The following is a 13,702-nucleotide window of genomic DNA, read 5'->3' on the forward strand; positions in this document are numbered from 1 at the left end:
GTCGTCTTGACGCTAGAGGAAACCCATGGCTGGCAGAACAAAGTCCGCAGAAACAACAGCACTGGATATTTATCTGGAGCGGTTGCAGGACCATCTGGCAATCGAGACCAAAGCTATCGAGACCGTTCTTTCAGAGCTTCCATTCTGCGAGCGCTATGGAAGTGTGAGCGCCCAGATGGAACAGGACCTTATACTGCGTCGAAAACATGTCAGCGACATCACGGCCCTTCTGAGCCGACATGGCCGGCAAACGCCCGCAGCGCATGAGACCGTTTCTTCCATTCTTAGCACTGTTTCCAGTTTATTGAGCACTGGAGAGGAAAGTAATCTCCTCAAAAACGTACTCACCGACGTCAGTTACCGCGCTCATCAGATCGCATCTTTGAATATGCTGGCGATCCTTGCAGACCGCTTGGGTTTCAGCAGCGACCTGTCTCTTCTGGAGCGGCTTCGCAATGAGGAAACAGCTTCGACTGACAAGCTACAACAGAATTTGCCAGTTATCGTGGCGCAATATCTCGCCAATCACTAAAAACATAGTCGCCCTCTTCAGTCAGGCAGACCGTAAACCTGAATCTGACTGAAATGCAGGTATGTTTTTTCACCGAGGATTGTAATCCTTACAAATCTTGCTCGGAGACCTTCTGGGGTCACCCAAATGTAGGGGCTCCCGTCTGCACCACCGAAAATCTGTCCGTCTTCCTTACGATGGACTTCGGCCCAAGCCTTTCCATCAACTGAAACAGAGATTGCCAGATTGTTTGCACGCTCTAATGCAGTATCAAGTCGATTAAACAACCGCACTTCATGAACGCTTACTTCTTCCTGAAGATCAACCTGCCACCACGGGTCTTTTTCTTCAGCAGTATGGTGCGCAGGGAAATTACCGATTTGTCCTGAGAGTGGGCCTTCTGCGTCATCTTCTGGAGAGATGTCCAAAAGTGCTGAAGACTGCGTAGCGGTGCATCCCTCTGACAAAAGCGGCCACATTGAAATCGGAAAAACGCAGGTTACACGCGCATCAGATAATTTTTTCCAGTAATCGGCCAGATAAGTGTCGTGAACAGCATTTGTCATCGAAAAAAAGCTTTCGCGCTCTGACTGCGTCATTAACTTCCAGGTGTTTTGACCGCTAAAATTCCCGACAACGCTCCGCTTTGCACGGATTTCAAAGTCCTTCTCTGATTTTATATTATAATGAGCAATAAAAGCGATATCCATTATACTGTGATTTCGCTCGTTTTTTTTAAGATACGCCCACGCGTTTTCAGGAAAATTTTCATAGTAACCAAGCATCGTCTCTCCCAAAACATTCGTGGCCCTGAGATCCGGTGCTACCGTGAGAAGATTATGGTGAATTGCTTCATGCGGGTTTTCAAAGATAACCTGATAAGGAACAGCCGCTGACCTTACGAGGATTTTCGTAAATGGCGTCGCTCCGTTCTCGCGGCGCGTATAATTGGTCAGGACGGAACCTTTAGGTCGAATTTTATGCCCATTATTGCCAAAAAAAGACCAGTTGAAATACAGAGCATCATTCTGCGGGAATTTTCCAAGAAATTTTTCGATGTTGTCGCAATCTCTCAGACACAAAAACTCATCGACATCTAGAAACATATGCCACTCTGTCTCAGTCGAGTAGTGGCGTAAATAATGAAAAAACATCTGAAACTGGGCACCGACAACCCCATAGTGAACAAATGTCACTTTAGGATTGGGGCCGACAGTTAAAGGAAGAACTTCATCATAAAGTTCGCTTGGGTCGTCATCATTGCAATATATGTAGACGTGCTCGAACCCTATCGAAAAATGATAGGTAAGCCACTCTAAAATATAGGGTGTTTCCCACCGTACCGTGGTCACAAGAGAAAACTGATGCTTGGGAGTGGGCCGTTGTCCTCCTCCAGCAATCACTTCACGAGGTGCAGTACCGTAGGCTGTCCAACTATCCATTGATCCGGCATAGGGTGGGTTGTCTTGCTTCGTCAAGGCCATCTTCCAAAACACTCTTCGCTCGTTTCTGCTCTCGCGTTAGAGTGTCGCTATGTCCAGCTTCCGCTTCCTTCACGCCGCCGACATTCATCTCGATAGCCCCCTTAAAGGACTAAGCCGTTATGAGGGTCTTCCACTGGAAGAAATCCGGAATGCAACCCGGCGAGCGCTGGAGAGTCTCATCGATATTGCCATCGAGGAAAAGGTCAGTTTTCTGATCCTCGCAGGCGATCTGTATGACGGAAGCTGGCAGGACGCCAGTACCGGCCTCTACATGATGAAATCTCTTAGTCGCCTCGTGCATGCTGGAATTCGAGTGATTACTCTTTCGGGCAATCATGACGCTCAGTCCGTCATCGCACGTGAGCTTCCTCGACCGGCTGGTATCGATCACTTCAGTTACGATGCTCCTGAAACCATACGACTGGAAGACATCCAGGTCGCCCTGCATGGTCAGAGCTTTCGTGAAAGACATGTTCGAAAAGACATGACTCCGACCTACCCTGAGCCTGTTTCCGGATGGTTCAATATTGGTGTTCTCCATACCTCTCTTTCAGGCTACGGCGAACATGAAACCTATGCGCCCTGCTCCGTCGAAACGCTTGCGTCGAAGCACTATGACTATTGGGCTCTAGGGCATGTTCACGCCCAACAGATTGTTTGTCATCATCCATGGATTGTTTTTCCTGGAGTAATTCAAGGGCGACACATCCGGGAGACAGGCACTTGTGGCGCAATGCTCGTCAGTGTCGAAAACAACATTGTCCAGTCTGTCACACCAGTTGCCTGTGACGTCATACGCTGGAGCCATATCGTCATAGATATAGCGGACCTGCATGACCTGGATGACGTCATGCATGCCGCGCGGCTCCGTATGGAGCAAGCTCTGGCTCAGGCCGAGGGACGCACCGTTATCGCACGCGTGACGCTAACGGGAACAACCACTCTGCATGACAGCCTCTGTGCATCCACCTGCTGGCAAGACGATTTAAGGAGCGTTGCTGTCTCTCTGGATACCGGTCAGAACCAAATCGCCTTGGAGAAGCTCCGGAACCAGACAACCTCTCCGCCCTCTACAAATACACTCCATGACCTGGATGCGGCTTTGTCGGAGCTCATGAGCGATCCCGAATTTATAGCAACGCTTTCTGATGACTTTGAGATGTTCTTCTCCGCGCTTCCTGGATGTGTCGAGAGAAGTGCTTTGATGGCTGATGAAAATAGTTGGCCGCTGGACGAAGCAAGCTCTGCCTTGCGCGCACGACTGATGGGGAGCGCAAGCTAATGCGGTTTGATCGTCTTGACCTGTTCAGATATGGCGGCTTTCAAGACCGCACTATCACCTTCCCAAAATCGGAAGGGGATTTTCACGTCATTCATGGACACAATGAAGCCGGGAAATCCACGATGCTTGCAGCTATCAGGGATTTTCTCTTTCAGTTCCCGCATCACATCAGTGCTGACTGGTTAAGTGCAGCACCCCTTCTGCGAGTTGGCGGGCAGGTAAGTCACAATGGAGCGGTACTGGAGGGCATACGACGTAGAGCCCGCACACAGACCTTCTACGCCTCCGATGACGCCACCCCCAAAAGTGACGAATTTCTGAGACAATGGATGGGAGACCTGGACGCTAAAAGCTTTGAAACCGGATGGGCTCTTGACCATCGTCGCCTTCGTGAAGGCGGTGAGGAAATGCGCCGCCTTAAGGACGATGCAGGCCTGCAAATTCTTTCCGCAGGTCTGGGCGTCGGCGGTTTGGGCGGTCTGATAACTTCTCTCGAAAAAGAAATGAATTCTCAATGGCGAAAGGGAAGCAGCACATCTGCCATTCTGAAAGCAAAGCGTGACCTTTCAGAGCTGAATAAAACCCTGAGAAATACCGCAGTCCTCCCTCACGATTTAACTGTCGCCCGCGAAACGCAGGAAAAAGAAGAGAAAGCCCTTTCTGAATGTAATGCTGAACAACAACGCCTTGTCGTGCGGCAAAGAGAAAACTCTCGGGCCAGAAACATCAGCATTCCCTATCTTCAGCTTATGGATCTGCAATTACAACTTTCGCAATCAGGACTTCCTGAATTTTCTTTCTCTGAATGCGACAATTTTGAAGTTATTCTTTCAGAAACAAAAACAGAAACAACCATCGAATCTGCAACAAAATTAAAATTAGAGTCGATATCAGAACGTATAAATGAGTCCGCACCTAGAGGCAAAATTTTAGATGATGCAAATCAGATAATATCATTAATCAGCAAGAATGATTTTATCAATAAAATCGATATCGATACCAATTTAAGGTTAGACCGAATTCGTAATGACGAAATCTGGATGGAGCAATTTTGGGCACGACATCGCGCAACGCCCAATCACCTTCCTGACGCAGGCGTGCTGGACGCCTTAAATAAAAAGCTTCAAGAGCGAGAAAATTATCTGACCCTTGAGCATGAAATAAAAGATCGCCTGGAAAAATTACGCCAAGAGTTTGATTTAATACGATCTTCTAATTTTTCTTCTGACGAGCGGAAAACCGTTTCTACAGCCGATTTCGAGCACTTAAAAACCAATTTGAACTATGTGAGAAGCCTAGGTGGAATTGATGATGAAATTGAAAAATTAAAGAAGGATCTGAAAACAGCCATTCACGACACTAATGCAGCATTTGATCGTCTGCTTCCTTGGTCAGCAATTACTGAAAATCGTTGGTCGGCGCTGGATGGTCTTCCTGTTCTGGAAAAAGAGATCATTGACGAAGAGTATCTTAAATGGCGTGATCTTGAGGAGAAGTCTCTTCAGGAAAATAGCCTTCTCCTAAAACTCCAAGAAACGCTTTCGAAGAAAATCTTTGATCGTGATATTTTGGAAAAATCTGGAGATGCCGTTTCCATAGAAACTCTTTCAAATGCACGAGATCTCCGCGATACGACCTGGTGCAACATTCAAGGTATTTTACAGGCAGAGAAATATCCGGATCCATCTGTTTTAAATGCATTTTTCATTCTGCTAAAAAATACAGATATTCTTGCAGATCGGCGTCATGCTCATGCTGAGCAATCGGCTCGACTGAACGATCTTAGCCATCATATTAGCAGCATTAAAATTGAAGCTGCTCAGGTTGAGAAACACATCCTCTTTATTAAATCACAACAAATTTCTCTTCAAAATACTTGGTTTGAAAAATTAAAATATCTTGGGCTGCCCGCACTTCCACCTAAAGAGTTTCTGAGTTGGTGTGACGCTAGACTTGATGCTCTTTCCAAATCAAAGCATCAGGAACAAATTGCAGAATCTTTTCAGAAAAAACAGCAGCAAAAACGTTCTGCACTAGAACAGTTATCACCTTATCTACAGGAGGCTCAGACGGATAATTTTGTTCTCTGCCTCCAGCATGCTCAAAATATTCAGGATGAATATGAGGCTCATTTAAGGAGTGCACTGGATAAAAAACAGGCCCAAGAAAGACTACAAACTGCTATCGCAGCTGAAGAGCGTCAACTTGAGACGCTCAAGCATAATTTGGCCGCATGGCAGGTTTCATGGGAAACAGCTTGTACCTCTTGCCATTATCCTGCTGGGGCCCGGCATGTTGATCTTGTTGATGTGCAAGAGGCGCGATCAATTCAAATCCGTTTGGAAAGCGAAAAGAAAGAGCACCATAAAAATTACGTGGATATTCTGGAATTTAAAAATTCTCTCAATTCCATGCTTGAAAAGCATAACAAGACCTCGTTGGAAAATTTATGTATCTCACTTCAACAGTCCGAAGAGGCTGAACACAAACGTCAAGAATTCATAACCCAAAGAGCAACACTCCAGGAAACTCTCGAAGCCACATCTATAAGGCTCGCCTCATTGCGGCAAAGCCTATATCCCATATTAATTAAGCTTGGCATTCCATACAGTGACGATCTCCATAATATCGCTGCGGAACTTAGGCATCGCGCTACTCTGCTTCAACGCCGTGATGAGCTGAACACCATTATTCTCTCCGCGGGTAACGGCCGGGCTCTTGAGGCCCTTTTGTTAGAAGCAAAGAAGTCTGATCCTGAAACACTTGAAAGGGAATCTGACGAACTTGAGCAGCAGAGTCTTATGCTAAAGCAAAAACACTCGGAAATTGAAAAGCGATTATGGGATGCTCGGCAAATTTTGACATCTCTGGAAAATAAAGGCGGCGCGCACGAAACTGCCGAGCGGATACAGGAAGTAGAGGCAGAGCTGAATGATCGTGCAGTTCGATATGTTTCGCTTCGCCTTCAAAGCCTGATGTTACGTCGTCTCGTTGAAAAACAGCGCCAGGAAACTCATGGTCCTTTGCTGGAGAAAGCAGGGAGCATGTTTTCGCACCTCACACGACATCGATATGCAGGAATTGCTTTGGAGGACACAGGAACGGACAATCTGACCTTGTCCGGCCTTCTTCCAGATAAGTCCTCTCTTGTTCCTGTACACTCCATGAGTGAAGGGACTAGAGATCAACTTTATCTGGCATTACGACTTGCCTCGGTAGAACAATCTCTCGACCGTGGAATCCAACTTCCCTTTATCGCAGATGATCTTTTTATAACATTCGATGAAGAAAGATCTCTTTCCGGACTTGAGCTTCTTTCTTCAATATCAAAACGAACTCAGATATTATTTTTCACACACCACGCACATATTGCAGATATTGCAAAGAATTTTGGTCATATTACCCGTCTTTGAAATATAAAATTTAAAGGATATTTTAATTTTTATGCTTTAGAGGCATTCCTCAGACACATAACGAAATTCTATATTTTCATTCCTATGGCTGAGTAATTTCGTTATAGCAGACCATTCCTGTTTTCTTCTGGAGGCTCCATAGAGTTTCTGCCATGACCCAAAAAGGGCCTTCGCCAGAGCTGCCCGCTCGCATTATTCCGCTTGCGACGCTTGCTACTCCGTCCCAAGGGCTGCAGCCCGTCGTTCAAAGACGACAAGGCGCCTCTCATGAAACGATTGAGAGCCTTTCCCCCTATTTCAATGAAGACAGAGCTCTCTTCACAATCTCACGACATACTGGTGGAAACCTGTATATTGACCGTGAACAGCTCATCAGAACCCATCACTCTGAAAAGCCTGCTTTAGATCACGAAAATCTTCTGACTAATGACAGCATTCTTATATCTGTGACAAAGGGCGGTCTGCTCAATCACCTTCCTGTCCTATCCGGCCTTCCTGTGGTCCATTTTGAAACCCAGTCAGGTCCAGGTCGCTTTCTTCTCACCTCCTGTGAATTAATTCTCGATGGTGCCTTGGAAGCCAGCCCCTCTCAAACGCAGACGCGCTTGTTCAAACACCTGACAGACCTTCTGATCACAACACTTCTGGACTCTCTCGATCTGGAGCTAAGCGTTGCAGGTCGACGCAAACACCGTCAAAAACATATTCGATCTTATATTGAAAGCCGATTACAAGAGCCTGATTTAACGCCAAAAAGCATTGCCAATGCCTACGGCATTTCATCCAGAGCGCTTTATTTGCTTTTTGATGGAGAACCAGGTGCTGTCTCAGGCTGGATCTTAAGCAAAAGGCTGGAGAGAATTTATAAGGACCTGCAATCGGCTGAATACACATCTATGGCCATTGCCGAAATCGCTGCAAAACATGGCTTTAGAAACGCGGCTCATTTTTCAAGGCGCTTCCGTCAAAAATTCGGCCTTTCGCCCAGAGAGCTGCGTCAGCGAAAATTGACTGGCTAGAGTTTCGTTCGTTATCTCAAGATCAAAAAAAGCGGAAGAGTACTCTTCCGCTTTTTTCTATTTTTCCTAAATCGCCGAAAAGCAATTTATTAGGCAGTTGCAGCCCCGGCAAGCAAACCTGCAAGCAACCGAGCAAACCCAGTCGGATCTGGTAGAGGCTCGCCCTCCTGAACACGCGCGAGATCCAACAGCACGCGTGCAAGATCTTGAATGCTTTCCTTCTTTTCAATGCGCTGAGCCAAGGCTTTAATCAACGGATGACGAGGGTTAATTTCCAGAATTGGGAGTGTTTCCGGAAGAGCCTGTCCTGATCGGCGCATCAGCCGCTGCATGGCCAAGTCCGGGCCTCCCTCAGACGTAATCACGACCGCACTATTTGTCAGGCGAACTGTACTCCGGACATCTTTCACTGCACCGCCCAAAGCCTCTTTCAACGCAGGAACCAAGGTGTCTACGTTAGCTGCCTCGACTGTTTCCTCATTATCTGTCGAGAACTTCTCAAGATCTCCATGAGAATAGACGACTGACCGCAAAGTTTTGTCGTTGTATGAATGAAGCCGCTCTGGCCAGAAAGCATCTACTGGATCAGAGAGAAGAAGAACCTCCAAGCCCCGGGCATGGAAGCCTTCCAGCTGTGCAGATGCCTTCAGAGCCTCAAGGTTATCACCCGTGAGAAAGTAGATAACGTCCTGTCCGTCCTTCATACGCGAGATATAATCATCAAGCGTCGTTAGATCGTCACCATGGGTTGTATGGAAACGGGCGAAACCGGCAATTTCCTGACGGTGCTCGCTATCTTCCCACAAACCTTCCTTGAGAACCGCCCCAAAGTTTTCCCAGAATACATTAAATCCAGCATCTGCGTCCTTGGCTCGGGTTTTAATCTCCGTCAGAACGCGTTTCGTGACCGCCTTGCGGATACGAGCAAGAACTGGTGTCGCCTGTAGCATCTCACGAGACACATTAAGCGGCAGATCTTCTGTATCCACTACACCCTGAACAAAGCGCATCCAGTTGGGAAGCAAATCTGCCTCATCTGTGATGAACATGCGGCGGACATGAAGATGGATCTTGCTTTCGCGAGACTGCTCCATGAAATCAAATGGTCGAGCGCTTGGTAGAAACAGAAGGGCTGTGAACTCTGTCGTACCTTCCGCATGCCAATGCATTGTTGCATAAGGTTCATCAAAAGCGCGCGCAATGTGCCTGTAGAATTCCGTGTACTGTTCAGGGGTAATTTCGGCCTTAGGCTTGCGCCACAAAGCTGTTCCTTCGTTGGCAGCTTTCTCTTCGACTGTTCCATCCTCATTGACCTCACGCAGAGTGATTGGCCAGGAAATATGGTCAGCCCATTTGCGAATAATTGACCGAAGACGCCAGCTGTCCAGGAAGTCTTCCGCATCACTTTTCATGTGCAGAACAATGTCAGTGCCAGGCGTAGAGCGAGTGGAAGGCGTGAGGGTAAAAGCGCCCTTCCCGTCTGAAGACCAAGTCCAGGCCTCGTCTGCCCCAGCCTTGCGGGACGTCACATCCACCCTGTCGGCAACCATGAACGCCGCGTAGAACCCAACACCAAACTGACCAATCAGACTTGGGCGATCTTCAGCTTTGGCGGCATTCAGTTTTTCACCAAAAGCGCGTGTGCCTGAACGGGCGATCGTACCTAGATTTTGAGCCAGTTCATCATGCGTCATTCCCACACCGTCGTCGGAAATGACCAACTCTTTCTTGTCTTTTTCCGGGGCAATACGAATTGACGCATTTTCGGGAAGAGCAAGAGCAGAGTTCGTCAGCCCTTCAAAGCGGCGCTTGTCTGTTGCGTCGGCTGCGTTCGCAACAAGTTCACGCAGAAAAATCTCTCGATCCGAATAAAGCGCATGTACGACAAGATCGAGCAGACGCCCCACCTCTGCACTGAATTCATGCTGTTCCGGCTGGCCTTGCGTTGCACTCATCGTCATCAATCTCCTCTTAGGAAAGTAACGAAGATATGCGACGTCAGGGTCAATTTTTCAACAGACGTCAGAGATAACTTGCAAGCGTCATACCCTTCATATTTGCGATAATGGAATATGATGCCTGGAGTTGATTGCTGGTATCATTCAATTGGACGGAAACCTGTGCGAGATCTGCATCCTTCGCCGTTCCCAGTTGGGTCGTAAGAGCGGCTTTCATCTGTGCCAGCATCGTACTCTGACTGGTCAAGCTGTTCTGCTGTATTCCAAGTGAACCACTGATATCGGATAGCCCTTCTGTCACACCGGTATTCGTCGTCTGTAATCCTTGAACCAACTGTGTGTAATCTGTGGTCCCTGCGTCATCAGAACTCAGAGAGGCAACAACCATCAGGTTTCGCATGAGATCTCGGATCGGAGAGCCCGTTGACGTTTCTGACGATGTACTCCCCTCTGTCGCCACGATGCCTGCAGAAACTGTTTGATTAGTCCCAACGGTGATTTTTAATTTCTGCTGTGCAGCAGTAACCGGGTCAGTCGAAAGTACAGCGGAAAATGGCTGATTCTGGCTGGTGTCTTTTGCAAGAGAAAGCGTCTCTGACAGAACATCTGACGCACTACCATTCCCCATGCTTTTTACAGTCTCCTGTATAGAAGATGCGAGACTGGAACTGCTTAAGCTGGTGCTTACGGGAGCAGTGGAAGACTGCAACCCTGAAAAAATATAGCTCCCGCCCTCCTGCGTGTTCAGAAAATTACCTAAAGACGATAAATATGATTTAGCCTGTTCGGACGCAGAACTTATAGCCGTTGAGGAAACATTCCCGACAAGAGTTGAAAGAGTGTCATTCAGATTATCTGCGATTGTCGCAATTTGCCTGACTGTACTCTGCGTGACCGTTAATCTGTTTTGTGCCATGGTTACGTTGGAGTTCCAGGACGAAACCTGAGTGATTGCAGGCTGGAGCGCTAGCGCCTGAGCACGTGTTTCTCCAAGCTGGGCGTAGTTGCTGGATTTTACGCCCGTAGAAGCTTGTTCCTGAAGATTATCTTTTATCTGGGATAACGAAGCCAAGTTTAGCGTCTGTTGATTCGATAATCCGCCATAACCAAACGATGCCGTAATTCCAGTCATAATCAGCTTTCAACAGCATTTAAAAGAGCGGTAAACATGGATTGTACGGAAGAAATAACTTTCGCATTGGCTGAATAGGCGTTCTGTAATGTAACGATATTGGCCATTTCAGTATCAACAGAGACAGTTGATGTTCCTGCCAGGCTTGAAGAGATATTGGTCTGCGTTGTTTGTGCAAGAGACAGACTGCTACTTGCATTATTAGCTGTCGCAGCCTGGTTGGCTGTCAAAGACGTCGCAAGAGCCACAAGACTTTGACTTCCACTATATCCGGTAGACAATTTCCCCGTCACACCTAAATTATTGGTAGGGGCGGCTACCTGTCCTGTGCCATCTGATTGAGTGGTTCCAAACGCATAAGACAGAATGTTCTGGACAACACTACTACTTGCGGTCTCACCAGATACAAGAAGCGATGGATCGTCCTGATAGGACTGGGAAACCTGAATATTCTGGGCAAAACCAGCGCTTCCCTGAGGCACAATGGACGTCTGGGACGCATCGGGAATATTGCCACTGGATGTTGTAAATAAAGACATGCCCTGCGCATCGAAGTGGCTGGCTACAGTATAGGCTAGAGAGTCAAATTGGGCCTGCATCGTTGGGAGCGTGGTATCTCGCAGCGTTATATCGGCTCCGAGGCTTCCACCGGTCAGATGACCAGTAATATCTTTTCCGTTCAGCGTAATTGCCGGAATCGCATTAGCGTCTGAGTTACCCGGATAGCTCATACTGGTTGAAATTTGCGCTGAGGCTGTCGTCAAAGGCCAGGTGCTGGAAATGGTATCTGCTGAACCCGAAGACGTATTGTGTGTAGGGAGTGTGACACCGTCTTGCGTGGTAATGGACATGTCTCCATTGGAGGAAACCTTCCAACTCACACCCAATTCACTGGAGAGCGATGACAAGGCCGTAAAGCGCTGATTTTCAATGTCCGCAGTATCGAGCCCTTGCCCTTTAAGAGCCATGATCTTGGTAGACAAAGAGCCAATAGTCGTCAGGTTGGTATTGATATCCGAAACTGACGAGACAACACCATCCTGTGCGTTCTGACGTTGCTCCTGCACAGTGTCTGCAAGAGTGTTCAACGACTGGGTAAAGCTATTGGCCGCCGAAAGAACTTTGCTTTGGGTGATCGAACTCGACGCGGAGCTGGTCAAAGAAATAAGGGCTGACTGAAGATTTCCCAACTGGTCAGAAAGTGTCCCGCTGCTACCAGAATCTGCAGAGGTTGAACCTTGTAGAGCCGTGACGACAGAGAGCGCGTTGCTTGTTGTCGTATATTGGGAAACATCTGAATTCTGGGAATATAAAGCAGTCTGGATATGTGCGTTTGTAGCCAGACTGGTCGTTGCGCGTCTTACGCCGCCACCCGTCCCGTCATTTACGACAGACTGAACGTTTGCAACTTCTTTGATGTAACCTGCAGTAGACGCATTGGCGACGTTCTGGGAAGCCGTAGACATTCCATACTGGACGGCCTGCAAGCCAGAGACGGCGATCGAAAGTGAATCAGTCAGCCCCATGATATAGAGTTCCCCTCACCCGGCCTTACTGAATCATCGCCAAAGTGGTCTGCAAAAGCTGATTTGCAGTGGTCACGATTTTTGTATTCGCTCCATAAGCCTGCTGCGCGACAATAAGTTTGGTAAGATCGCTGGTCAGATCCGTCGTTGAGCTTTCAGTAGAACTGGTGCTGAGCGTCCCTGCCCCATTCGTGTTCACTGCATTGACTGTCGGTGCACCAGATGATGCCGTTGCCGTATATGCCTGTCCGTTTTGGGCAGAGAGCCCATTAGGGTCTGCGAACGTCGAGAGTGGTATTTTTGCAAGAAGCTGAGAAAGCCCATTATCAAATGTCGCCATCACAGACCCGTCGCTTTGCATAGACAGACCCGTGAAGGTGCCGCTTGTAACGCTGTCCGTCGTCATTGTGGGATTGGTGCTATAATTACTGCTGTCTGTTGCCAGGCTCACACCGGACGTGCTCCCGATGGTTCCCAGGTTGACGGTCATATCCTGCGGCAGCCCCGTATATGAAAAGGTTGCCGCTGAACCCGTAGACTGGGACGCTCCATTTACAGACGCCAGAGAACCATCACTGTTAAACTTCACTGTGGCTGAATTGCTCGAATCTGCTGAATTACTGACAGTCCAAACCAAGGGATCCGTGGAAGACTGTTTCCAGTTCAGGCTCACCTCCTGAGCATTTCCCTTACTGTCATAGGCTGTTGCCGTAGATGTATTGGTACCTTCTGCCCCAGAGGTGCTGCCAATTGCAGCAGACAGAGAAACAGTTGTGCTCTTGGTCGGCTGAAATGCGACAGAATCAGAGATTTTTATAGGTGATAGAGTGCTACTCAAAGCACCCTCTGAACCCACCTGATACCCTTCCAGATAATAACCCGAAGTGTTGACCAGATATCCCTGGTTATTTTGTGAGAAGTCACCATTTCGCGTATAAAACTGCTGGCTGCTGAACGTCGGCGCTGTGCTGGATGTCGTGCTTCCCGTGGGTTGGACAACGTTGAAGAATCCGTTGCCTGAAATTGCGAGCGCCAGCGTATTTGTGGAAGAAACAACCATACCCTGATTGTCAGTATGCTGTCTGGTTGTCGCAGCCACACTGTCGCTCAGTGACTCCCCGTCGCTTGCCAGATCATTGCTCGTCACATAATCGGCAAAGCTTGTTGTTGCAGCTTTATATCCTGTCGTCTGACTGTTCGCGATATTGTTGGAGAGATCGCTGAAAGCATGTGACTGGGAATTGAGGCCACTGACAGCCGTGTTGAGAGAATTGATGATCGACATGGCGGACTCCGGCAGAAACTAGGCTTCGGGCCTCACGCCCGGGTGTTATCTGACCTGACAGTTCCACACCATGCGTTAACGAAACCCTTACA

9 protein-coding genes are annotated in these 13,702 nt (G+C 48.0%); 4 read left to right on the forward strand and 5 right to left on the reverse strand.

All coding sequences use genetic code 11. The annotated features are described in order from the left end of the window. The first annotated feature begins 25 nt into the window (after window positions 1–25). On the forward strand, window positions 26–532 hold the full coding sequence (locus HK24_RS03250) for a DUF892 family protein (protein ID WP_086633290.1): 507 nt from the start codon (window positions 26–28) through the stop codon (window positions 530–532). Window positions 533–549: 17 nt separating this feature from the next. Here HK24_RS03250 and HK24_RS03255 read toward each other — a convergent pair whose 3' ends face one another. Next, on the reverse strand, window positions 550–1,989 hold the full coding sequence (locus HK24_RS03255) for a glycosyltransferase family 2 protein (protein WP_233126083.1): 1,440 nt from the start codon (window positions 1,987–1,989) through the stop codon (window positions 550–552). Window positions 1,990–2,044: 55 nt separating this feature from the next. Between HK24_RS03255 and HK24_RS03260 the strand changes: the two genes are divergently transcribed. The 3 genes from HK24_RS03260 (at window position 2,045) to HK24_RS03270 (ending at window position 7,709) form a co-directional block, all read left to right on the forward strand. Next, the gene (locus HK24_RS03260) at window positions 2,045–3,277 is read left to right on the forward strand and encodes a DNA repair exonuclease (protein WP_086633291.1); all 1,233 of its coding nucleotides are present in this window, start codon (window positions 2,045–2,047) and stop codon (window positions 3,275–3,277) included. Next, on the forward strand, window positions 3,277–6,690 hold the full coding sequence (locus HK24_RS03265) for an AAA family ATPase (RefSeq protein WP_086633292.1): 3,414 nt from the start codon (window positions 3,277–3,279) through the stop codon (window positions 6,688–6,690). Before HK24_RS03260 ends, HK24_RS03265 begins: the two co-directional genes overlap by 1 nt. A 152-nt stretch (window positions 6,691–6,842) precedes the next feature. Further along, complete coding sequence (locus tag HK24_RS03270) at window positions 6,843–7,709, forward strand: helix-turn-helix domain-containing protein (protein ID WP_086633293.1); 867 nt, start codon at window positions 6,843–6,845, stop codon at window positions 7,707–7,709. A gap of 89 nt (window positions 7,710–7,798) precedes the next feature. On the opposite strand, the gene htpG is transcribed toward HK24_RS03270, so the two are convergent. The 4 genes from htpG to flgE form a co-directional block, all read right to left on the reverse strand. Next, window positions 7,799–9,664, reverse strand: coding sequence for a molecular chaperone HtpG (htpG, locus tag HK24_RS03275; protein ID WP_086633328.1), 1,866 nt, complete (start codon window positions 9,662–9,664; stop codon window positions 7,799–7,801). Window positions 9,665–9,731: 67 nt separating this feature from the next. Then, the gene (locus HK24_RS03280) at window positions 9,732–10,799 is read right to left on the reverse strand and encodes a flagellin (protein WP_086633294.1); all 1,068 of its coding nucleotides are present in this window, start codon (window positions 10,797–10,799) and stop codon (window positions 9,732–9,734) included. 2 nt (window positions 10,800–10,801) lie between these two features. Continuing rightward, window positions 10,802–12,325 (reverse strand): flagellar hook-associated protein FlgK, encoded by a 1,524-nt coding sequence (flgK, locus tag HK24_RS03285; RefSeq protein WP_086633295.1) that lies wholly within the window; start codon window positions 12,323–12,325, stop codon window positions 10,802–10,804. Window positions 12,326–12,350: 25 nt separating this feature from the next. Then, window positions 12,351–13,610, reverse strand: a complete 1,260-nt coding sequence (flgE, locus tag HK24_RS03290; RefSeq protein WP_086633296.1) for a flagellar hook protein FlgE — start codon at window positions 13,608–13,610, stop codon at window positions 12,351–12,353. Between the last annotated feature and the right edge of the window lie 92 nt (window positions 13,611–13,702).

Source organism: Gluconobacter sp. DsW_058 (genome assembly GCF_002153615.1).
GTDB classification, from domain to species: domain Bacteria; phylum Pseudomonadota; class Alphaproteobacteria; order Acetobacterales; family Acetobacteraceae; genus Gluconobacter; species Gluconobacter cerinus.